Below are 20152 nucleotides of genomic sequence, written 5' to 3'. Positions count from 1 at the left end.
GTTGCCAAGGGCAGCTTCATTGCATGAGCCATTCCTGCCAGGATGCGATCGTAAGCGAGCTCGCATCCATCCTCCTCATTGGCTTTACGATCCGAGCAGGCCGACCCGCCTGTCACGTTGATCGCCTGTGAGTTCAACGCCATCTGGAGTGTCCTTGTATTGATCCCCGGCAATGAGAGAAAGCTCACGAAGATACGATTGCGTAGTCGACATCCGAGGCTCGTAGATCGACGGGGGATATTGTAAGCAGAGCGTTATCGCTCAGGTATGCTCGCGACGTCATGTTGCAGGCGGAGGAAAGATTTCATATTAAAATGACGGTGCTATGACATTTTTACTGGGTTTTAAAGGTGGATTCATGTCGATAGGGATGTCTTTCTGAAGCACCATTGCGCTCAACTCGTAACAGCGCCTTCATGCGAGGGTAGTATTGAACATTGAGTAGGCTGCGTTCTGGGAGCGACGCTATCTGGCAGTGACTCGTAGATGCTTTCAAACGCCTCCAGCCCCGCATGGATCTTTTGCAGCCCCTGGATCTGCGTCATCAGCTCCTGCTTTTTATCGGCGATGGCTTTTCTCGCCACTTCCCAGGGCAACTCTTGGCCGTGATGGTCCTCGAGGATCGCCTGCATTTCCTTGAGTTTGAAACCCAACTGCTGGGCGCATTTGATGAACGTCAGCAGTTCGACGCTTTGCTGGCTGTAAACCCGGTATTTTCCTTCGCGCCGAGGGGGCGGCAGCAAACCGATGTCTTCGTAGTGGCGGATGGTCTTGACGGTCGTGCCCGACAGTTGGGCGGCTTTGCCGATGTACATGAACGTCCTTTTTCGAGCGGGATGGGGCGGTGGCGCATCTTTGCACAACCCTATCGCAGCGGGAACCCGGACCAGTCAGCGGCGGGCGATTGCCTCGGTCTGTCGCAGCCAGGTATTTCGCTGCAGGTCGCTGGAACCGAGCAGTGGTCCGAACATCAGGGTCTTCATTGGCCTGATGCCACAGAACTGCAAGGTGGTCTTGCGCACCTGGTGCAGGCCGGGCATGCGGTAGACCCATTTGAAGTACCACGGCGGTGTATCCATCGTCACCAGCAGGTCAGCCGTGCGCCCCTTGAGAAGCTGGTCGGGGAAGGCTTTTCCCTGGCGGTAGCGGAAAGCGAAACCGGGCAGGAATGTCCTGTCGAAAAAGCCTTTCATCAAGGCCGGAATGCCTCCCCACCAGATCGGATAGACCCATGCCATGTGCTCGGCCCAGGTGATGTCCGTCTGGGCCTGGAGCAGGTCCGCTTCCAGTGGCTGGACCTGTCGGTAACCTTCGTGCAGTACAGGGTCGAAATCCAGGGTGCCAAGGCGCAACACACGGACCTCATGCCCGGCGTTCCTGGCTGTTTCGGCATAGCGCTCGGCCAGCGCACCACAGAAGCTCTCGGCTGAAGGGTGGCCCAGAATCACCAGAACTCGTTTGCTCATCATCACCGCATCCTGAACGTGGAGTCCCAGGGTAGGGTGTGCCCCTAAGGGGAGAGTCAATGGCAGGACGGGGCCGGTTCGCTCGGTGCATCGACAGGATGGCGAGGTCGCCATCCCCGAGGGTCACCGCCGGTAAGCCTTGCCGAAGTGTCTTTCCAGCCGCGCTTGCACCAGTTCCAGCAGGATCGACAGCAGCCAATAGATCACTGCCGCGGTGGTCAGCATTTCCAGGTAACGATAGCTGGAGCGGCCATAGGACTGCGCCAGGAACATCACTTCCCACACCCCCATCACCGAAATCAGTGATGAATCCTTGAGCATCGAGATGAACTGGTTGGCGGTCGGTGGAATGATCACGCGCATGGCCTGCGGCAGGACCACATACCGGAATATCTGTGGCTCACGCATTCCCAAGGCCAGCGCCGCTTCCCGCTGGCCGCGAGCGACGCCGAGGATGCCGGCGCGAAATATCTCGCTCAGGTAGGCGCCGTAGTTGAGCGACAGGGCGATGATGCCGGCACTGATTGCGCCCGGCACCATGCCCAGTTGCGGCAGCCCCAGGTAGATCAGCAGGATCTGGATCAGCAGCGGTGTGCCGCGAAAGAACGACGTGTAAAAACTGGCGATGCCCACCAGGACCGCGCTTTGCGACAACCGCGCCAGAGCCGCGGCGAAGCCGAACAGGACCGAGACCACCATCGAGCACAGACAGAGGAACAGAGTCAGTGCCGCGCCCTGCAGGAAACCGTTCGGCCCCAGCTTGAAACCGGCCAGGTTGGGGAACTTGTCGACGATGATCGAGAACTTCAGGTCGAAGCTCAGGAAGAACGCGATGAACAAGGCGAACAGCACCAGCCAGGTCAGGTACAGGCGGGTGCGAAAGCTGAACAGGCGTGGGCCCGTGGTGCTGACCACGGGCTTGGGGGTAGGCGGGAAGGCACTCATTTGCTGATGTCGGTACCGATCCATTTCTGCGACAGGCGGCTCAGGGTGCCATCGGCTTTAAGCTCTGCGAACACCTGGCGTACCTTCGCGTCCCATTCGGGGTCGCCTTTCTCGATGGCGACCGAGTTGGGCTCTTCATACAACGGGGCGCCCGCCAGCTTGAAACGCTTGTCCTGGTCAAGGCGCGGTTGAGCGGTCACCAGATTGGTCAGGATCGCATCCAGACGTACCCCGGCGCCCAGGCCCAAGTCCTGGAAGGCCACGTTATCGGTGTCATAGGGAGCGATCTGGACGAAGTCGAAGGGATAGTCGATCTTCTTGTCTTCGGCGCCTTCGATCACCAGGTTCTTGTTCAGGTAGCTCTCGTAGCTGGATGCGCTGGTCAGACCGACCTTGCGGCCTTCCAGATCCTTGGCCGAATGAATGCGGTCATCCTTGGCGTTGACCACGATCACCGCAGGCGAAGCGTAGTACTCCACCGGGAAGTCGAACACTTCGGCCCGGGCCTTGCTCGGCGTCATCGAACAGATGCAGATGTCATAGCGGCCACTCCAGCGGCCAGCGGCGATCACGTCCCACGAGGGGGTTTCCAGGCGCAGCTTGACGCCGAGCTTTTGCGCGACCGCCTTGGCTACATCGACGTCGAAACCATCGAGCTGGTTCTGGTCGTTCAGGAAGGAGAACGGCGGATAGCTTTCCATCAGCACGTTGACCAGTTCCTTGCGCGACTCGACCCGATCCAGAGTGGCACCGGCAAAAGCCTGTGAAGTAGCAGCAAGCGCGAGCAGTCCCGCGCCCAGCAAGGAAGGAAAACGCATGTAAGCTCCTGAAAAGTTGCTTGTAAGTAGAATTAAGCTATTAAATAGCTATAAGCGTACTGAACATAGTGAATTTTCTTCATAAGCACATTCAAGGAAGTTATATGAAACAACGATCGATGGTGGTGCTGGACGGTGGCATGGGGCGCGAGCTGCAACGCAGCGGCGCACCGTTCCGCCAGCCCGAATGGTCTGCCCTGGCGCTGAGCGAGGCTCCCGAAGCGGTTGTGGGTGTGCATGCATCGTTCATCGCGGCCGGTGCCCAGGTCATCACCAGCAACAGCTATGCGGTGGTGCCGTTTCATATCGGCGAGGAGCGCTTTGCCCGGGAAGGGCGTCAGCTTGCTGAAATCGCCGGCAAACTGGCCCGGACGGCCGCCGATGCCAGTGTGAACCCGGTGCGGGTGGCAGGCTCCCTGCCGCCGTTGTTCGGTTCCTACCGGCCAGACCTGTTCCAGCCGGAACGCGTGGCCGAAGTGCTCACGCCGCTGCTTGAGGGTTTGGCTGCGAATGTCGACCTGTGGCTGGCGGAAACCCAGAGCCTGATCGCCGAGGTCCGCGCGATCCACGCCCACCTGCCGGCGGACGGCAAACCGTTCTGGGTGTCGTTTACCCTGCAGGACGAAGACACCGACGAAACGCCGCGCCTGCGCTCCGGTGAACCGGTGGCCGAGGCCATCGAAGCGGTGGCGGGCCTGGGCGTGGGGGCGGTGCTGTTCAACTGCAGCCAACCCGAGGTCATTGGTGCGGCAGTGGATGTGGCGCGCTCGGTGATCGAGCGCCTGAGCGCTGATATCGCCATCGGCGCCTATGCCAACGCCTTCCCGCCGCAACCCAAGGAAGCCAAGGCCAACGATGGCCTGGATGAGTTGCGCGAAGACCTCGACCCGCCGGGCTACCTGGTATGGGCCAGGGACTGGCAACAACGTGGCGCCAGCCTGATCGGTGGCTGCTGCGGTATTGGCCCGGAGCATATCGCCGAACTGAAACGCAACCTGGCGTGAGTGACCGGGCCATGAATCGTCTGCAGCAGACCCACTGGCTCGCACGTGGGAGCCTCGCGTTCATGTTCGCCTATCATGGCCTGGTGCCCAAGCTCCTCGTCCAGAGCCCGGGTGAACGTGTGCTGTTGCAGGCCCACGGTCTTGGGCAGGCCACCTGGTTGCTACTGGTGGCGGGTGGGGCGGAGTTGCTTCTGGCGGTGCTGCTGCTCATGCCCAGGTTCATCTGGCCGCTGATCCTGGCGGCTGGCGCATTGCTGGGTCTGTTGCTTGATGTGGCGCTGATGCAGCCGGCGATGCTGGTCGATGCTTTTAATCCGGTATCGCTGAATGTGGCTGGGGTGGCGTTGTGTGCGATTGCGTGGATTACTCGAAGTACTGAAGGATGGCCTTCCAAGGGTTGCCAGTAGCTCAGGGAGGCGCCTGGATATGATGAGCGCCCCTGAGACCATCAATGGACGATGCCGTGTCGAGACTATCCTTTGCCATCCGGCTGATCTTTGCCGCCTGCCTTTTCGTTGCCACGGCCAACCACCTGCGAGCCTGTCTTGAACATGGGGTGTTCTGGGATTACGGCTATGGGAGCGGCACTCCCTGGGGCAGTCGCATATTCTGGGCTGCACTGACCGTATTCGATCCTCTGGCTGCGTTGCTGCTTTTCCTCAGGCCGCAGTTGGGGATCATTCTTACCGTGGCGATCATTGTCGCCGATGTGGTTCACAACACCTTCTATGTGGCACTGCACCGGCAGTGGTTGGAGGTGTTCTATTTGTCGCAGGTGGGGTTTCTACTGGCTGTGCTGCTTCTGGCACCGATTGCCTGGAGGCAGGTCCGGCTCCGTTCTACCTCGGATGGCAGTCGCTGCGATCTCAGGCAAACGCCTTCTCGATGAAGGCCCCCAGGGTCTTCTCTTCCAGGATCTCGATGGAAAAGTGCCCAAAACGCTTGGGCAGCCAGATGATGCGCGTCCCGGATGGATATTGCAGGTTCTCGCGGCTCAGCGGCCTGCCGTTCTCGTCTTCTGGCTGGACGCCGGAGGCAATCAGTTCGTCGTAGGCTTTCTCGATGTCCGGGGTGGTGTAGCAATGGCGATAGATCATGCCTTCACCCACCGTTTCCAGGAGCTGCTCGAGGTTACGTGCTCCCTGAATGATCCGGGCTACAGGCTAAACCGCTTCGGTTGGGGCTGTCTTGCTCGTGGCGAGGTACGACTGGCTGTCTTTAGTGCCGCATCAACGAGACGAGAATGAAGACGCCCAGCGCCATGCTGGCCCCCAGCACGAATGGCAACCAGACCTGGAAGAAATCATTGCTCGATCTGCTCATCTCCTTGTTGAGCATGGCCAGCTCGGTACGTATCTGATGCCGTTCTTCAGACGGCCTGCTGGAAGGTTTGGGGTATCGGCTATGCATGATTTTCCTTGTTGAAAGGCATCGACAGGCACATAAGTGCCCGGAGTCTCCTGACTACCTGTCCAGAACAGTGAACAGGGTGACCAGAGCGGTGAGCAGTCCAGCTCCGACGACGAAGGGGTACAGGAGCGCTTCGCGCTTGATCTTCTTTTCCTCTGCATTCAGCTTTCGTGTTTCCGCTAGGCACTTGCGGTTCGTAACCGAAAGGTTCTCAAGTTCCAGGTCTTCTCGGTCTTCTCTCAACATCGAGGTAGTCCAGCATGAGGTGGGGCAGGAGCAGTCTTGAGGGGTGAATGCTGCACCCATGGAGCGGATTTTTGAAGCGCAACGGTGTTTCAGCTCATGACCAGCGTTGTGCGTCCTGTAGAGGCTATATGCAGTGCATCAACGCCCATGCCGATCAATACACGTTCCCCGACGAGAAACTCGCCCGAATCGAGACTCAATAAGGGTTCCAGACGTTCAACGGTCATGTGAGCCCGGTGTTTTGCGGCGCTTCAGGTTCTGCACATGCTCACGGTGAGTCGCCAGGGTTGCGGCGCGTCGACCGGTTTGCAGGGCTTGGAGCAGGGCATCGACTTCGGTTTCGCTGAACACCGGTTGGCGAAAGGACTTGATGTAACGAATGAATCCGGTGCCCTGGGTAACGTTGGCCGGCATCGAGGTCTTGAAGGTACTGCTGCCGATGAAGGTGACGACCGAGTGCAGGTGTTCGAGAGGCACTCCGAGGGTGGCCTCAAGAGCCTTCAGATGCTTGTAGTTCTGCCGCAGCGGGTTCTGGAATCTGGAGGTGTGTCGGTAGATTTTCTGTGTCCACTGCGGCTGCTTCTCGTTGCCGAAAATCCAGCCTTTCATGTTCTTGGTTTCCAGCACGAAGATGCCGTAGGTCGAGATAAACACGTGGTCGATCTGCGTCGTACCGTCGAGCGTGTCCAGGGTGACGTTATGCAGGCGACGGTAGATTTGCTTGTCCAACTGCAAAGAAGCGAACAGGCGCACCTGGAGTTCGCCGATATGTCCCTTGGCCCAGGAGGTCTTGAGCAGGCGCAGCAGCAGTATCAGCGGAACCAGCCAGCCAAACTGGCTCCAGAGCTGGGCGATAACAGGGGAGAAGTCCATTTCTTGCCTTCGGTCATCCAGAAAGAATCCGGATACTACCGAAGGTTGGTGTCAATTAGCCATCAATTGCCTCGTCCAAGATCAGTCAATCAACCCATTATCATCATAAAACGGATATGGCCCCGCATACGCTCCAAACACCCCGTTATGGGTTACCAGCCCGCGCTGCGGATGCCAGGCATGCAACAGATACCCCGCAGGTTCCAGGTTGAAATGCGCCGGTGCCGCGTCCTGCAGGTCCAGTACGATCTGGTGGGATGTGCCCGGACACACGCAACTGATACTGCCACCAAAGCGTCGCTGCATGGGCCGGTGCATATGTCCGCAGAGCAAGCGCTCGACCTGTGGATGGCGCGCAACCACCGCTTCCAGCCCCGGTGCGTTCTGAAACGACTCGCGGTCCATATGGCCGATGCCGGTGATGAACGGCGGATGGTGCAGGATCAGCAGCGTCGGCACTTCCGGGCGCAGGCCCAGTTGTTCGTCGAGCCATTCAAGTTGCGTGTCCGTTACGCAGCCGCCATGGGCGCCGGGAGTGGTCGAGTCGAGGCCGATCAGGCGCACCGGGTACTCGTCCACCACCCAGTCCAGAGGACCATCGGTCACGCGCGGCAGGTAGCGGTGTTCAGGCAGGCCGGCCAGCAGGTGCTCGCGCTGGTCGTGGTTGCCGGGCACCAGGTAGCAGGGCATCTGCAGGCGCGCCAGCTCGGGGGCGAGTACGGCGTATTCGTCTGGTCGGCCGAAGTCCACCAGGTCACCGCTGATCACCACGATGTCCGGGCGCGGGAGGCTGGCGTTCAGGTGATCGACGGCGTGGCGCAAGGCGGCCAGGGTGTCTACTACGCCGTAGGTCAGGCGCTGGCCGGCCTTGAGGTGCAGGTCGCTGATCTGGGCGATTAGAAACGAAGAATTCAAGAAAACCTCTCGTACAGGGCAATTATCACGATTGCAGGGTGAACAGCGCCTGGGGCTCGATGGCCAGGGAGATCGGCGCGCCGTTGGCGTGGATGTGCGGGTCGCTGCTGTCGACCAGCAGCGGTTGCGCGGCGCCAACGTCCACCAGCAGGCGGCTCTGGGCACCCTGGAAGAATTGCCCGAGCAGGCGGCCGCGCAGGTGTCCGGAGCCGTTTTCCATCACCCGCAGGTGTTCAGGACGACAGTAGACTGTGGCCGGCTGTTGCGCGCCGCTCCAGGGCAGTTCGCCGCCGTCGACCCGCAGGCCATCGCGGTGCTGCGCGAGCACGCTGAAGGCGTTGAGGTTGCCGACGAAACCGGCGACGAAGGCGTTGGCCGGCTGCTGGTAGATGGCGCGCGGCGTACCCAGTTGGGCGACACGGCCGTTTTCCATCACCAGGATGCGATCACCGAGGGCCATGGCTTCGCCCTGGTCGTGGGTGACGAACACCGAGGTGATGCCGAGGCTGCGCAGCAGTTGATCCAGTTCGCTGCGCAGGCGCTCGCGCAGTTGTGCGTCCAGCGCCGCCAGCGGCTCGTCCAGCAGCAGCACGCGAGGCCGTGGCGCCAGTGCGCGGGCGAGGGCGACCCGCTGGCGCTGGCCGCCGGACAGTTCGTGGATGCTACGCTGGCCGTAGGTCTCAAGGCCCACCAGTTCCAGCAGTTCGGCGCAGCGCCGCTTGCGCTCGGTCGCGGCCACGCCCCGGACCTTGAGCCCGTAGACCACGTTCTCGGCGACGTTGAGGTTGGGGAACAGCGCATAGTTCTGGAACACCATGCCGACATCGCGCCGCTCGATTGGCAGGCCGGTGACGTCCTGTTGACCAAACCAGACCTGGCCGCTGTCGGGACGCTCCAGGCCGGCGATCAGGCGCAGGGTGGTGGTCTTGCCGCAGCCGGACGGGCCGAGGATCGCCAGGATCTCACCGGGCTCGATCTCCAGGTCCAGCGCGTGTACGGCCACCGTACCGTCAGAAAAGGTCTTGCGGCAGCCTTGCAGGCGAATCGGGGTGCCGGTCATGGGCGTTCTCCACGGGAAAGACGGGCGCTGATGGCCTGGACTGCAATCAGCAGCGGCACGATCAGCAACAGAAAAATCAGTGTGTAGGCGCTGGCAACTTCCAACCGCGCCGAGGCGTAGCTGTCGGCCAGGCCGACGGGCAAGGTCTTGGTCATCGGAGTGTGGAGCATCCAGGTCAGGTTGAATTCGCCCAGAGACAGGGTGATCACCATCAGCACCCCGGCGAGAATGCCGGCGCGGCTGTTGGGTACCACCACGCTGAAGAAACGACTCCAGGGACCGGCGCCCAGGCTGGCCGCCGCTTCCTCGAGCAGCGGCAACTGCTGGCGCTGCATCACCGCCATCACCGGGCGCACCAGAAAGGGCAGGGTGAACAGCACATGACCGACCAGGATGAACAGCCAACTGCCGCGAAAGGCGCCGAACTGGCCGTAGGTCAGCAGCAGCGCCAGGGCGCTCGCCAGGCCTGGCATTGCCACGGGCAGCACCATCAACTCCTCGAAGGCGCGGCTGAAACGGTTGTTCATCCGCACCAGGGCATAGGCGGCCGGCACGCCGATCACGCAGACGCAGACAGCGCAGGCCAGGGCCAGTTGCAGTGAGAGCCAGACGGTATCGGCATAGGCCTGCCAGACCTGCACCAGCCAGGTGAACGTCAGGCCACTGGACGGGCCCTGAAAGTAGTTGCGGGTGACGCCGGCGAGCAGCGACAGCAGCACCGGCACCAGCATGAAGGCGCAGACCAGCAGGGTGAATGCCAACTGGGCGAAAAACAGTTTCGAACGGTTCACAGCACGCTCCCCGACTGCTTGACCAGCCGCCGCGCCAGCAGCAATACCAGCCAGGTCACGCCGCCGAGCACCACGGAAAGCGCCGCGGCAACGGCGAAGTTGGCATAGTTGGTAAACACGTTGTAGATCGCCACCGGGGTGACATTGAGCCGGGTGCCGAGGGTGAAGGCGGTGCCGAAAGCGCCCATCGAGGTGGCGAAACAGATCGCCCCGCAGGACACCAGCGCCGGCGCCAGGCCAGGCACAATCACATCACGGACCACCTGCCAGAGACCGGCGCCGAGTGAACGGGCGGCTTCCTCCAGGCTGCGGTCGAGGCTTTCACAGGCGGCCATCACGGTGAGGATCACCCGTGGAATCGAGAAGTACAGGTAGCCGATGAACAGACCCATCAGCGAGTAGGCGAAGATCCAGCGTTCGCCAGCCAGTTGCAGGCCGAGTTGGGCGAACAGGCCCTGACGGCCGGCGAGCAGGATCACCAGAAAACCCACGACCACGCCGGGGAAGGCCAGGGGGAAGGTCAGCAGCGACACCAGCAGCGAGCGGCCGAGGAACCGCTGGCGGGCCAGGAACACGCCGCTGATGCCGCCGACCAACAAGGCGGCGAGGGTCGTCAGCGTTGCCAGCAGCACGGTCTGTACCAGGCTTTGCAGGTACTGCGCGCTGCTCAGCACCTGCCAGTAGCCGCTGCCGCCGGCATCGCGCTGTTGCGCGCCGAGCAGGATCAGGTGAGCCAGTGGCAGCAGCCAGAACGCCAGCAGCAGCGCCATGGCCGGTGCCAATGCCCAGGTCGCCGCCGATGGCCGGCGCAGCCTGGGCCAGCGACGTGGGCGGGCCGTCAGCTTGTCGTCGAGCGCCAGTGCCACTTATTTCACCTCGCTCAGGTAGCGGGCGGCGAAGGCTTCCTGGACGGCGGCCATGTGCTCGTAGTCGACCACGCCGGCGCGGGCGTAATCGCTGTCCGGGAGAAAGCGTGCGGCCACTTCGGCGGGCATTTTCATCTGCCGTACCGGGCGCAGGTAGGCGTTGGCCCACAGGGCCTGGCCCTGGTCCGAGAGCACGAAGTCCAGGACCTTCTCGGCATTGGCCCGATGCGGGGCGTTGCCGACCGGGCTCATCACGTAAGGCACGCTGAGGCTGCCTTCTTTCGGAATCACGAAGGCGACGTTGGCCTGGTCCTTGTAGCGGGCGCGGTAGGCGTTGAAGTCGTAATCGACCAGGATCGGCAACTCACCCGAGAGCACCCGCGCATAGGCGGTCTGCTTGGGAACGATGGGGGCGTTTTTCGCAAGCTTCTTGAAGTAGTCGATAGCGGGAGCGAAGTTATCCAGGTTGCCGCCCATGGCCTGGTTGATCGCCACGGCCGAGACGTAACCGACGAAGGCGCTGGAGGGGTCCAGGTAACCGACCATGCCCTTGTACTCGGGCTTGAGCAGGTCGGCCCAGCTCTGTGGTACGGGCAGGCCGCCGAGGGCGTCGACGTTGACCATCAGGCCGAGGGTGCCGGAATGGATCGCGAACCAGTGGCCGGCCGGGTCTTTGAGCCCGGCGGGAATCTCGTCCCAGTGCTTGGGTTTGTATTCGCCCAGCACCCCGGCTTTTTGCGCCTGCAGGCCAAAGGTCACGCCGTAGTAGACCACGTCGGCCACCGGCGCCCCACGTTCGGCGACCAGTTGCGCCAGGGCCTGGCCGGAGTTCTTGTTGTCCAGCGGCACTTGCACGCCCGTACTGTCGGCAATGGCCTTGAGCTGGGTGCCCCAGTCGGCCCATTCGGGCGGGCAGTTGTAGCAGATCGCGGTCTCGGCGGCGTGGGCGAGGCTGGCGATACCTCCGAGCAGCAGGGCTGCCAGGGTGTTACTGAGTTTGGTCATGACACGTTTCCTCGTAGGGCCGCATGCTTTCGCCGGGCCGGATATGACAGGGCAGACATTGGGATGTGGGGTTGGCACCGTTGATCCGCGCCAGCAGGTGCTCGATCACGGTGTTCGCCAGGGTGGTGATCGGCTGGACCACGCTGCACAGGGTTGGATGCATCTGGGTACCGATGGCGATGCCGTCGAAGCCGATGACCGACAACTGCTCGGGTACGCCCCAGTTGTTGCGGCGCAGTTCGGCGATCAGGCTGATCGCCAACATATCGTTGGAACAGACCAGCGCGGTGGGTGGCCGGGGGCCGCGCAGCAGCGGTTCGATGACGGCGAAGTCGGCGCTGATATGGGCCGGCATCTCGATGACCGGCAGCGGTGTCAGGCCACGTTCCTGCATGGCATCGCAGTAGCCGGCGTAGCGCAGGCGGGCGCGGTCCGATTGCAGGGCGGGCCCTGCAACCATGGCGATGCGCGAATGCCCGGCGTCCAGCAGGTAATCGGTTGCCAGGGCCATGCCAGCGCGGTTGTCGACCGAGACGGCGCAGTAGTCGGTGTTGTCCGGCTGGTGGTAGGCCAGCACGAAAGGGGTGTCTTCGCAGGACAGGCCCTCCAGCAGCGTGTTCTGTTCGACCTCGGTGACTGTCAGGACCAGGCCATCGACCCGCTGGCGCAGCAGTTCCTCGACCACCGCGCTTTCGCGCTCGGCGGCATAGTCGGTGGTTGCCAGCAGCAGGTTGTAGCCCCAGGCCCGGGCCGCTCGCTCCATGGCCTGGAACTGTTCGGCGAACACCGGGTTGAGCAGGTTGGGCACCACCACGCCGATCAGGTTGGTCTGCTGCAGGCGCAGTTGGCGGCCCAGGTGGTTGGGGCGGAAACCGAGTTCGCGGGCGGCGGCAAAGACCTGCTCGCGGGTCGCCGGGCGCACCACTTCAGGGGTGGCGAACGTGCGGGCGGCGGTCGCCCGGGAAACACCGGCCAGTCGGGCTACTTCTTTCAAATCGGTCATTGTCGCGTCCTTGAGATCGATCTCATTTAGCGACGACAGTACGGATTGGATATGGCGAACAGATAAAAGAGTGATGACAGTTTGAAGTCATGTGGCCCCTGACTCAGCCACTAAATGGCTGCCTCAGGCAGCAGGAGGGCAGGTTTCCGAATGCCGTCGCGAACTTCAGCTATCATGTTTTTTGTCAAAGAGTCGTCAGTCTTTGGTCGAAAATAAGTAGGAAAAAGACGCTTTTTTTGACGGATTTGCGTGTGCAGTGGACAATGGCATTTCTGCCACCATTGATACTGGCCAGTCTCTCCCGGGTTTCCGGAGCCAGACTGCCGCCAAAGCCGTGTGTCTGACGACTGTTCAGTCGCCAGATGGCTGGCCCATCAGCGGTGTCGACAGGGTGCGTGACCATGCACCCACATAACTGATGTCACTCAAGTCAGCTGAAGCCAACAACGATAAGAAGTCAGCGCAGGAGCGACATAAAAAGTGAGGCCGAGCCAGTCATGGCGGTCTTGTGTGCCCATCCTCCAGTTTTATCGAGTGCGGGAGTCCACGGTGTTTCCGTGTGTCGCGGTCCTGCATGAGCGAGGGCGGAGGAGCGGATGGCGTTCTATCGTAGGTATGACAATATGTTGAAAAAAGTGAACACGGCGCTCTTGGGCCTGGCCTTGTCGATGGGGGTGACATCCTCCTTCGCAGCGGAGTCCAAGAAGGTCGACGTGCTGCTGATCGGCGGCGGAATCATGAGTTCGACCCTGGGTATCTGGCTCAACGAGCTGCAGCCCGACTGGTCGATGGAAATGGTCGAGCGTCTCGATGGCGTGGCCGAAGAAAGCTCAAACGGCTGGAACAATGCCGGTACCGGTCACTCTGCCCTGGCCGAGTCGAACTACACGCCTTACGGCAAAGACGGCAAGATCGACATCTCCAAGGCGATCGAGATCAACGAGTCGTTCCAGATCACCCGTCAGTTCCTGTCCTGGCAGGTTCGCCAGGGTGTACTGAAGAACCCGCACTCGTTCATCAACTCGACTCCGCACATGAGCTTCATGTGGGGTGACGACAACGTCAAGTTCCTCAAGGATCGCTACACGGCCCTGCAGACCAGCCCGCTGTTCAGCGGCATGCAGTACACCGAAGATCAGGAGCAGATCAAGAAGTGGGTCCCGCTGATGATGCAAGGGCGTGATCCCAAGCAGAAAATCGCCGCGACCTGGACGCCGATCGGCACCGACGTGAACTTTGGCGAGATCACCCGCCAGTACGTCGCCCATCTGCAGGCCCAGCCTAACTTCAAGCTCAAGCTGTCCAGTGAAGTGCAGGACATCAAGCGCAATGAAGACGGCTCCTGGCGCGTCACCTACAAGAACCTGAAAGACGGCAGCGAAACCTCGACGGATGCCAAGTTCGTCTTCATCGGTGCCGGTGGCGGTGCGTTGCACCTGCTGCAGAAGTCCGGTATCCCGGAAGCCAACGACTACGCAGCCTTCCCGGTGGGTGGTTCGTTCCTGGTGACTGACAATCAGGACATCGCGCTCAAGCACATGGCCAAGGCCTACGGCATCGCTTCGACCGGTGCACCGCCCATGTCGGTTCCGCACCTGGACACCCGCGTGCTGGACGGCAAGCGCGTGATTCTGTTTGGCCCATTCGCGACCTTCTCCACCAAGTTCCTGAAGAACGGTTCGTACTTCGACCTGCTGACCAGTACCACCACCCACAACTTCTGGCCGATGACCCGCGTGGGGATCGATCAGTTCGACCTGGTCCAGTACCTGGGCGGCCAGTTGATGATGTCGGATGACGATCGCTTCAACGCCTTGAAAGAGTACTTCCCAGAGGCGAAGAAAGAAGACTGGCGTCTGTGGCAGGCCGGTCAGCGCGTGCAGATCATCAAGCGTGACGAAGAGAAGGGCGGCGTCCTCAAGCTCGGCACCGAAGTGGTCGCGGCCAAGGACAACAGCATTGCCGGCCTGCTGGGTGCATCGCCAGGTGCCTCGACCGCCGCGCCGATCATGCTGGGCGTGCTGGAAAAGATCTTCAAGGACAAGGTAGCCACCCCTGCCTGGCAGGAAAAGCTGCACCAGATCGTTCCTAGCTACGGCACCAAGCTGAACAGCAGCCCTGAGGCCGTGCAGAAGGAATGGAACTACACCGCCGAGATCCTGCAACTGACCACTCCTCCGGTGATCGGCCAGACCGCAGCGGCCCCGGCTGCAGTGCCTGCTGCAACCGACAAGCCGAAGGCTGAGGATCCGAAGTCTGACATGGCGCTGTAAGCGACCCTGATCACGCTTTGAGTTTCACCAGAACGCCACTCAACCGAGTGGCGTTCTTGTATCTGTTTTGCGCCAACCCTGTTGAGTCGAATGATTTTCTCGCGTTGCGGTCAGACCTTTTACATCCGCCTGAACCGAGGAGTTGTCCATGACCATGAAGTCCCTGATCGCCGGATTGTCCCTGTTGGCCTGTTCGGCCGCTATCAGCCTGCCGCTGCAGGCAGCACAGTCCACCGAAGAAAAAGTCCCGTCCACCTTCAGTAGCGGTGAACTGGTGGTGGGTGATCGTGCTCCGGCGGTTTACCAGCGCGAATCGGAGGCGTTGCACGACTGGAAGCAGCGTGGCCTGCATGCGCCCGAGGAAGACAGCCAATGGGTGAAGATCAAGAACCAGTACGTGCTGGTGGCGATCACCAATGGCAAGATTATCGAACTCAAGCCTGTGAAGCCGTGAGTCATGTTCCGGTGGCTGTGCTGAATTCGTCATGGCTGCCGGGCAAATTGATCAAGCCTCGGGCGAGTTGATCGGCAACGCTGGAGCACGACTTCCAGGAGCGCCCCATGACTCGACTGACGCTGGACCAGGCCCATGACCTGGCCAAATCGATCCTGCTGCACAACGGTTTCAGCCTTGCCCACGCCCATGCGGTGGCCGATACGGTCACCGCTGGCGAACGCGATGGCTGTGCTTCCCACGGGCTGTACCGAGTTCTCGGCTGTGTCGCCTCGCGCAAGGCCGGCAAGGTCGAGGCTGCCGCGGTGCCCGAGGTGTTTGATCAGGCACCGTCGATTATACGGGTTGATGCCGCTGGTGGATTTTCCCAGTTGGCCTTTCAGGCCGGCTTGCCTTTGCTGGTCGACAAGGCACGGGCCACCGGTATCGCTGCGTTGGCGATCAGCCGGTGTGTGCATTTTTCCGCGTTGTGGGTCGAGATCGAGCAACTGACCGAGGCTGGCCTGGTGGCGCTGGCCTTTACCCCAAGTCATGCCTGGGTGGCGCCGGCTGGCGGTAACCGGCCAGTGTTCGGCACCAACCCCATTGCCTTTGGCTGGCCACGTCCGGGGCGTGAGCCGTTTGTCTTCGACTTTGCCACCAGCGCCATTGCTCGGGGCGAGATCGAGTTGCACCGGCGGGCCGGCAAGGCCATCCCGGAGGGCTGGGGCGTGGATGCCGAGGGACGGCCGAGTACCGACCCGAACGTGGTGCTCGACCTTGGGGCGATGCTGACGTTTGGCGGGCACAAGGGCTCGGCGTTGGCGGCGATGGTGGAACTGATCGCCGGACCGTTGATTGGCGACCTGACCAGTGCCGAGTCGCTGGCCCATGACGCGGGCAGCAAGTCATCGCCGTACCATGGCGAACTGATCATTGCCCTCGATCCTCGGCGGTTTCTGGGGGAAGCCGCAGGGCAGCATCTGGAGCGGGCGGAGCAGGTGTTCGAGAGTATCCAGGGACAGGGCGCGCGCTTGCCTTCGCAACGTCGATATGAAGCGCGGGGGCGTAGCCGGGAGCAGGGCGTGGAGATTCCCGAGGCGCTCTACAACGACCTCAGGGCCTTGCTTGAGTAACGTGAGCATGAACATTGTGGCAAGCATGTTCGCCACAATGAGGGTGAGGCAGATAGTGTGATGGGGCAGGCCCTGCACAGTCGGCAGGCTGCCCCGTTGCTCTATCAGAGCCCCACATCCGGCAACGTCGGCCGGTTGGCAAGGGCCTTGGCCATGATCTGTTCGACGAACACCCGATCCGCTTCCGGCAACGCCAGGCGAGGCGGGCGGGTCAGTTCGCTGCCACGGCCGGCGATGGCTTCGCACAGCTTGATGCACTGCACCAGATCCGCTCGCGCGTCCAGGTGCAGGATCGGCATCAGCCACTCATAGATGGGCATTGCTTCGGCGAAACGTCCGGCCTTGGCCAGGCGGAAGATGGTCTCGCCCTCCTTGGGGAACACGTTGGACATTCCCGACACCCAACCCTCGGCGCCGACCGCGATACTTTCGAGCACCACGTCATCAAGGCCGGCGAACAGCACGAAACGATCGCCGACTTCATTGCGTACATCGATAAAGCGCCGGGTATCGCCCGACGAATCCTTGAAGCACACCACGTTGTCGCAGTCGGCCAGGGAAATCAGGATATCCGGGGTTACGTCGTTCTTGTAGATCGGTGGATTGTTGTAGACCATCAGCGGCACATCGGCGTGCCTGGCCACATAGCGGTAGTGCTCGGCCGTCTCGAATGGCTTGGAGCCATAGACTAGCGCCGGCATCAGCATGACCCCGTCGACGCCGACCTTGCGCACCGCATTGGCAACCTTGGCCGCCTGTACGCTGGTGAATTCGGCAACGCCGCAGATCACCGGCACCCGGCCCTTGGAGGCATCCACCGCGACCTCGGTGACGGCAATCTTTTCCTCGGCGCTCAGCGAGGTGTTTTCGCCCACCGAACCACACACCACCAGGCCCGAGACACCGTCGCGGATCACGTTGGAGATCACCTGGTGGGTCTTTTCCAGGTTGATGGAAAAGTCGTCGTTGAATTGGGTGGTGACCGCAGGGAAGACGCCACTCCAGTTGATACGTTTGCTCATGATTGACTCCTGGGTTTAATTGTATTTCGTATACGATGACGCTGATAAAAATCTGCTATTCGTGTGTTTCATCGGACGCTGTTCCAGCGCTCAGAGCTGTTGTAATCGGGTGAATCGTTGGTTGGCTCAGGCCCCGGGCCAAGTGTCCGACAGCCGATAACCCTGCGGCCACGGATCGGCGGGATCGAGCAGCAACTGGTGGGTGCCGGTGATCCAGGCCCGGCCGGAGAGGCAGGGATAGATCGCCTGGCGTCCGGCCACCTCGGTCAGGGAATCGATACGGCAGTGGAACTCGGAGCCGATGATCGAGCGGCCGATGAAAGGCTCGCCGTCCTTCAGCACGCCCTTGGCCTGCAACACCGCCATGCGCGCCGAGCAGCCGGTGCCGCAGGGTGAGCGGTCGATCTTGCCGGGACGGATCACCACTGCGTTGGCGCCACTGGCGACCCCGTTTTCGTAGGTCAGCGGGGCGGCGATCTGGCAGAAGGAGATGTGCGACCAGTCCGGGTTCAGCGGATGGGTGAACCCCAATTGCTCGTTGGCCGCGTGGGTGATCTTCAGGCCGGTCTCGACCAGCTCCCTGGCTTCGTCGGGGCGAATCGCAAAACCCAGGCGCTGGGCATCGACGATGGCGAAGCTGTCGCCGCCATAGGCGGTGTCGACCTGGATCGAGCCCAGGCCCTCGACTTCGATCCAGGCGTCGAGACGGTCAGCGAAAGACGGTACGTTCCTGATTTCCACGCGCTGGACCTTGCCATCCTTGCATTCGGCCACCGCTTCGATCAGGCCGCCGGGGGCTTCCAGCACCAGTCGGGTCTGCGGTTCGGTCATGGGCAGGATGCCGCTGTCGAGCAGCACCGTGGACACACAGAGCGAGTTGGAGCCGGACATGGGCGGCGTGTCGGCCGGCTCCATGATGATCCAGGCCATCTGCGCCCGAGGGTCCTTGGCCGGTACCAGCAGGTTGACGTGGCGAAACACGCCGCCGCGCGGTTCGTTGAGGACGAAATTGCGCAGGGTTTCATCCTCGGCGATCCAGCGCGACTGCTCCCACACGGTGGCGCCTGGCGGTGGGGCGATGCCACCGACGATCACGTCGCCGACTTCGCCCTCGGCGTGGCAACTGACTATATGAACGATCTTCGAAGAACGCATGGCTAACTCCTCTTGTGATGGTTCGTGGATATTTCTTGGTGCTTGGTGCTTGGTGCTTGTTGGTGCTGGTGCTGATGCTGATGCTGATGCTGGTGCTGATGCTGATGCTGATGCTGATGCTGATGCTGATGTGGTGGGAGCCGGCTTGCTGGCGATAGCGATCTTATTCACGCCGCCGGAGCCGGTGAATGGCCGCCTGCGGCGGGATCGCCAGCAAGCCGGCTCCCACAGGGTTGTTGTTCATTCCAGGCACTGGGCCAGGGTTCACTTCAGCCTCAGGTTGATTGTTCATTCCAGGCACTGGTTCAGGGGTCACTTCAGCCCCAGGTTGGTTGTTCATTCCAGACACAGTGGTCATGTTCATTTCACCGACTTGAGAAACGCCGCCGTTTCCGGCTGCTGCGGGTTGCCGATGACCTGGTCCGGTGCGCCGATCTCGTGTACCAGGCCATTGCGAAAGAACGCCACGCGGTCGGAAACGTCCCGGGCGAAGCGGATTTCATGGGTCACCAGGACCATGGTCATGCCGTCTTCGGCAAGCATGCGCATGGTATCCAGCACCTCGCCGACCAGCTGCGGATCCAGGGCCGAGGTGGCTTCGTCGAACAGCATGTAGTCCGGCGACATGGCCAGGGCGCGGGCGATCGCCATGCGTTGTTGCTGGCCGCCGGAGAGCTTGCCGGGAAAGGTCTTGAGCTTGTCGCTCAGGCCCACGTGGGTCAGTTGGCGCACGGCCAGTTCCTCGGCCTCCTGCCTGCTCTTGCCGAGCACCTTGCGCGGCGCCAGCATCACGTTTTCCAGCACGGTCAGGTGGGGGAAGGCGTTCCACTGCTGGAACACGATGCCGATTCTCTGCCGCAGGCGGTTGAGATCGGTGGCCTTGTCGTGGACCTCGATCCCGTCGACACGGATGCTGCCCTTGTGGATCGATTCCAGGCCGTTGATGCACATCAACAGGGTCGATTTGCCGGAGCCGGAGCCGCCGATGATCGACACCACCTCGCCCTTGTTCACCGTCAGGCTGACGCCCTTGACCACTTCCAGGTCGCCGAAGGATTTGTGTACGTTGTCGATCTCAATCATTTTCCTGCCACCTTCTTTCCAGACGAGCGCCCAGGCGAGCGACCACCAGGCTCATGACGTAGTAGATAAGACCCGCGATGCACAACACCAACAGCGGTTCCTGGATACGTGTGACGATGGTTTGCGAGGCGCGCAGCAGCTCGACGATGCCGATCCACATCACCAGTGCGGTGTCCTTCATGACCCCCAGCACCAGGTTCAGCCAGCCGGGGAAGGCGACTCGGGTGGCCATCGGCAGGACGATCCAGCGCAGGTCCTGCAGGTAGCTCAGCCCCAGTGAGCGGCTGGCCCGGCGCACGCTGGGTGGCACCGAAAGCACGCCACTGCGGACGATCTCGGTGAAGTACGCGGCGGCGTAGATTCCCAGCACGATGCAGCCGACGGAGAAGGCGCTGATCTTCAGGCCCAGGATGCTCTTGAACGAGTTGAACAGCACGAACTGGATCAGCAGCGGCACGCTGCGAAACACGTCGAGTACCCAGGCCAGCGGCAGGCTCGCCCGTGGCAGCAGCGCGCGCAACAGGCCGAACAGCAGGCCGGCGACGCTGCCCAGCAGGATCGACCAGAACGTCAGTTGCAGCGTGACCCAGGCGCCGCCGAGCAGGAACAGCAGGTCATTGGCGGTAAGGCTGGTAGAAAACATTGAGC

At 61.7% G+C, this 20152-nt stretch carries 22 protein-coding genes and 1 pseudogene; 6 read left to right on the top strand and 17 right to left on the bottom strand.

Annotated features, from left to right (window positions below; all coding sequences use genetic code 11):
- Window positions 1-395 precede the first annotated feature (395 nt).
- The 4 genes from BLU37_RS23305 to BLU37_RS23290 all read right to left on the bottom strand — a co-directional run bounded on the left by BLU37_RS23305 (window position 396) and on the right by BLU37_RS23290 (window position 3229).
- Window positions 396-815, bottom strand: a complete 420-nt coding sequence (locus BLU37_RS23305) for a MerR family transcriptional regulator (RefSeq protein ID WP_090209363.1) — start codon at window positions 813-815, stop codon at window positions 396-398.
- A gap of 75 nt (window positions 816-890) precedes the next feature.
- Window positions 891-1469: an NAD(P)H-dependent oxidoreductase gene (locus tag BLU37_RS23300; protein ID WP_090209360.1), complete on the bottom strand. Its 579-nt coding sequence runs from the start codon at window positions 1467-1469 to the stop codon at window positions 891-893.
- Between the two features lie 120 nt (window positions 1470-1589).
- The gene (locus BLU37_RS23295; protein ID WP_090209357.1) at window positions 1590-2411 is read right to left on the bottom strand and encodes an amino acid ABC transporter permease; all 822 of its coding nucleotides are present in this window, start codon (window positions 2409-2411) and stop codon (window positions 1590-1592) included.
- Window positions 2408-3229: an ABC transporter substrate-binding protein gene (locus tag BLU37_RS23290; RefSeq protein ID WP_010450848.1), complete on the bottom strand. Its 822-nt coding sequence runs from the start codon at window positions 3227-3229 to the stop codon at window positions 2408-2410. The genes BLU37_RS23295 and BLU37_RS23290 overlap by 4 nt, the downstream gene beginning before the upstream one ends.
- Before the next feature lie 119 nt (window positions 3230-3348).
- Here BLU37_RS23290 and BLU37_RS23285 point away from each other — a divergent pair, with 119 nt between their 5' ends.
- From BLU37_RS23285 to BLU37_RS23275, 3 genes are read left to right on the top strand one after another with little or no spacing between them, the layout of a single operon-like run.
- Complete coding sequence (locus BLU37_RS23285) at window positions 3349-4233, top strand: homocysteine S-methyltransferase family protein (protein WP_172833137.1); 885 nt, start codon at window positions 3349-3351, stop codon at window positions 4231-4233.
- Window positions 4234-4244: 11 nt separating this feature from the next.
- Window positions 4245-4640: a DoxX-like family protein gene (locus tag BLU37_RS23280; protein ID WP_090209350.1), complete on the top strand. Its 396-nt coding sequence runs from the start codon at window positions 4245-4247 to the stop codon at window positions 4638-4640.
- Window positions 4641-4684: 44 nt separating this feature from the next.
- The gene (locus BLU37_RS23275) at window positions 4685-5122 is read left to right on the top strand and encodes a hypothetical protein (protein ID WP_090209347.1); all 438 of its coding nucleotides are present in this window, start codon (window positions 4685-4687) and stop codon (window positions 5120-5122) included.
- Here BLU37_RS23275 and BLU37_RS23270 read toward each other — a convergent pair.
- The 9 genes and pseudogenes from BLU37_RS23270 to BLU37_RS23225 all read right to left on the bottom strand — a co-directional run.
- Window positions 5100-5372 (bottom strand): annotated as a pseudogene (locus BLU37_RS23270) (VOC family protein); the annotation flags it as partial. The gene BLU37_RS23275 and the pseudogene BLU37_RS23270 overlap by 23 nt on opposite strands.
- A gap of 325 nt (window positions 5373-5697) precedes the next feature.
- Window positions 5698-5889, bottom strand: coding sequence for a hypothetical protein (locus BLU37_RS23260; RefSeq protein WP_010450839.1), 192 nt, complete (start codon window positions 5887-5889; stop codon window positions 5698-5700).
- Window positions 5890-6105: 216 nt separating this feature from the next.
- Window positions 6106-6762, bottom strand: coding sequence for a nuclease-related domain-containing protein (locus BLU37_RS23255; protein WP_090209338.1), 657 nt, complete (start codon window positions 6760-6762; stop codon window positions 6106-6108).
- 81 nt (window positions 6763-6843) lie between these two features.
- Window positions 6844-7677 carry a phosphodiesterase gene (locus tag BLU37_RS23250; protein WP_090209335.1) on the bottom strand — a complete coding sequence of 278 codons (834 nt, stop codon included), beginning with the start codon at window positions 7675-7677 and terminating at the stop codon, window positions 6844-6846.
- A gap of 25 nt (window positions 7678-7702) precedes the next feature.
- Window positions 7703-8737, bottom strand: coding sequence for an ABC transporter ATP-binding protein (locus BLU37_RS23245; RefSeq protein WP_090209332.1), 1035 nt, complete (start codon window positions 8735-8737; stop codon window positions 7703-7705).
- On the bottom strand, window positions 8734-9528 hold the full coding sequence (locus tag BLU37_RS23240) for an ABC transporter permease (protein WP_090209329.1): 795 nt from the start codon (window positions 9526-9528) through the stop codon (window positions 8734-8736). Before BLU37_RS23240 ends, BLU37_RS23245 begins: the two co-directional genes overlap by 4 nt.
- A complete protein-coding gene (locus BLU37_RS23235) occupies window positions 9525-10298 on the bottom strand; it encodes an ABC transporter permease (RefSeq protein WP_172833136.1) in 774 nt (257 codons plus the stop codon). Before BLU37_RS23235 ends, BLU37_RS23240 begins: the two co-directional genes overlap by 4 nt.
- Window positions 10299-10394: 96 nt before the next feature.
- A complete protein-coding gene (locus BLU37_RS23230; protein WP_019361911.1) occupies window positions 10395-11399 on the bottom strand; it encodes an ABC transporter substrate-binding protein in 1005 nt (334 codons plus the stop codon).
- Complete coding sequence (locus tag BLU37_RS23225; protein ID WP_019361912.1) at window positions 11383-12402, bottom strand: LacI family DNA-binding transcriptional regulator; 1020 nt, start codon at window positions 12400-12402, stop codon at window positions 11383-11385. Before BLU37_RS23225 ends, BLU37_RS23230 begins: the two co-directional genes overlap by 17 nt.
- Before the next feature lie 623 nt (window positions 12403-13025).
- Here BLU37_RS23225 and mqo point away from each other — a divergent pair.
- From mqo to BLU37_RS23210, 3 genes are all read left to right on the top strand, one after another.
- Complete coding sequence (gene mqo, locus BLU37_RS23220) at window positions 13026-14675, top strand: malate dehydrogenase (quinone) (protein WP_090209323.1); 1650 nt, start codon at window positions 13026-13028, stop codon at window positions 14673-14675.
- 148 nt (window positions 14676-14823) lie between these two features.
- Complete coding sequence (locus BLU37_RS23215) at window positions 14824-15129, top strand: RcnB family protein (protein WP_010450821.1); 306 nt, start codon at window positions 14824-14826, stop codon at window positions 15127-15129.
- A 107-nt stretch (window positions 15130-15236) separates the two neighbouring features.
- Window positions 15237-16244 carry an Ldh family oxidoreductase gene (locus BLU37_RS23210; RefSeq protein ID WP_090209321.1) on the top strand — a complete coding sequence of 336 codons (1008 nt, stop codon included), beginning with the start codon at window positions 15237-15239 and terminating at the stop codon, window positions 16242-16244.
- 104 nt (window positions 16245-16348) lie between these two features.
- On the opposite strand, the gene BLU37_RS23205 is transcribed toward BLU37_RS23210, so the two are convergent.
- The 4 genes from BLU37_RS23205 to BLU37_RS23190 all read right to left on the bottom strand — a co-directional run bounded on the left by BLU37_RS23205 (window position 16349) and on the right by BLU37_RS23190 (window position 20147).
- A complete protein-coding gene (locus BLU37_RS23205; RefSeq protein WP_010450817.1) occupies window positions 16349-17266 on the bottom strand; it encodes a dihydrodipicolinate synthase family protein in 918 nt (305 codons plus the stop codon).
- Between the two features lie 126 nt (window positions 17267-17392).
- On the bottom strand, window positions 17393-18421 hold the full coding sequence (locus BLU37_RS23200) for a trans-3-hydroxy-L-proline dehydratase (RefSeq protein ID WP_090209318.1): 1029 nt from the start codon (window positions 18419-18421) through the stop codon (window positions 17393-17395).
- A 360-nt stretch (window positions 18422-18781) separates the two neighbouring features.
- A complete protein-coding gene (locus tag BLU37_RS23195; protein WP_010450814.1) occupies window positions 18782-19504 on the bottom strand; it encodes an amino acid ABC transporter ATP-binding protein in 723 nt (240 codons plus the stop codon).
- Complete coding sequence (locus tag BLU37_RS23190; protein WP_019361915.1) at window positions 19497-20147, bottom strand: amino acid ABC transporter permease; 651 nt, start codon at window positions 20145-20147, stop codon at window positions 19497-19499. The genes BLU37_RS23195 and BLU37_RS23190 overlap by 8 nt, the downstream gene beginning before the upstream one ends.
- Window positions 20148-20152: the final 5 nt, after the last annotated feature.

The sequence above is a fragment of the Pseudomonas asplenii genome (genome assembly GCF_900105475.1).
GTDB lineage: Bacteria > Pseudomonadota > Gammaproteobacteria > Pseudomonadales > Pseudomonadaceae > Aquipseudomonas > Aquipseudomonas asplenii.
This window is presented reverse-complemented; position numbering and strand designations above follow the sequence as displayed.

What these genes read in the sequence shown, in the direction of transcription:
- BLU37_RS23260 (WP_010450839.1), bottom strand. Translation starts at nt 5,889, where the DNA reads ATGTTGAGAGAAGACCGAGAAGACCTGGAACTTGAGAACCTTTCGGTT.
- BLU37_RS23295 (WP_090209357.1), bottom strand. Translation starts at nt 2,411, where the DNA reads ATGAGTGCCTTCCCGCCTACCCCCAAGCCCGTGGTCAGCACCACGGGC.
- BLU37_RS23245 (WP_090209332.1), bottom strand. Translation starts at nt 8,737, where the DNA reads ATGACCGGCACCCCGATTCGCCTGCAAGGCTGCCGCAAGACCTTTTCT.
- BLU37_RS23230 (WP_019361911.1), bottom strand. Translation starts at nt 11,399, where the DNA reads ATGACCAAACTCAGTAACACCCTGGCAGCCCTGCTGCTCGGAGGTATC.
- mqo (WP_090209323.1), top strand. Translation starts at nt 13,026, where the DNA reads ATGTTGAAAAAAGTGAACACGGCGCTCTTGGGCCTGGCCTTGTCGATG.
- BLU37_RS23215 (WP_010450821.1), top strand. Translation starts at nt 14,824, where the DNA reads ATGACCATGAAGTCCCTGATCGCCGGATTGTCCCTGTTGGCCTGTTCG.
- BLU37_RS23300 (WP_090209360.1), bottom strand. Translation starts at nt 1,469, where the DNA reads ATGATGAGCAAACGAGTTCTGGTGATTCTGGGCCACCCTTCAGCCGAG.
- BLU37_RS23280 (WP_090209350.1), top strand. Translation starts at nt 4,245, where the DNA reads ATGAATCGTCTGCAGCAGACCCACTGGCTCGCACGTGGGAGCCTCGCG.
- BLU37_RS23290 (WP_010450848.1), bottom strand. Translation starts at nt 3,229, where the DNA reads ATGCGTTTTCCTTCCTTGCTGGGCGCGGGACTGCTCGCGCTTGCTGCT.
- BLU37_RS23305 (WP_090209363.1), bottom strand. Translation starts at nt 815, where the DNA reads ATGTACATCGGCAAAGCCGCCCAACTGTCGGGCACGACCGTCAAGACC.
- BLU37_RS23205 (WP_010450817.1), bottom strand. Translation starts at nt 17,266, where the DNA reads ATGAGCAAACGTATCAACTGGAGTGGCGTCTTCCCTGCGGTCACCACC.
- BLU37_RS23210 (WP_090209321.1), top strand. Translation starts at nt 15,237, where the DNA reads ATGACTCGACTGACGCTGGACCAGGCCCATGACCTGGCCAAATCGATC.
- BLU37_RS23285 (WP_172833137.1), top strand. Translation starts at nt 3,349, where the DNA reads ATGGTGGTGCTGGACGGTGGCATGGGGCGCGAGCTGCAACGCAGCGGC.
- BLU37_RS23200 (WP_090209318.1), bottom strand. Translation starts at nt 18,421, where the DNA reads ATGCGTTCTTCGAAGATCGTTCATATAGTCAGTTGCCACGCCGAGGGC.
- BLU37_RS23190 (WP_019361915.1), bottom strand. Translation starts at nt 20,147, where the DNA reads ATGTTTTCTACCAGCCTTACCGCCAATGACCTGCTGTTCCTGCTCGGC.
- BLU37_RS23195 (WP_010450814.1), bottom strand. Translation starts at nt 19,504, where the DNA reads ATGATTGAGATCGACAACGTACACAAATCCTTCGGCGACCTGGAAGTG.
- BLU37_RS23235 (WP_172833136.1), bottom strand. Translation starts at nt 10,298, where the DNA reads ATGGCGCTGCTGCTGGCGTTCTGGCTGCTGCCACTGGCTCACCTGATC.
- BLU37_RS23225 (WP_019361912.1), bottom strand. Translation starts at nt 12,402, where the DNA reads ATGACCGATTTGAAAGAAGTAGCCCGACTGGCCGGTGTTTCCCGGGCG.
- BLU37_RS23255 (WP_090209338.1), bottom strand. Translation starts at nt 6,762, where the DNA reads ATGGACTTCTCCCCTGTTATCGCCCAGCTCTGGAGCCAGTTTGGCTGG.
- BLU37_RS23275 (WP_090209347.1), top strand. Translation starts at nt 4,685, where the DNA reads ATGGACGATGCCGTGTCGAGACTATCCTTTGCCATCCGGCTGATCTTT.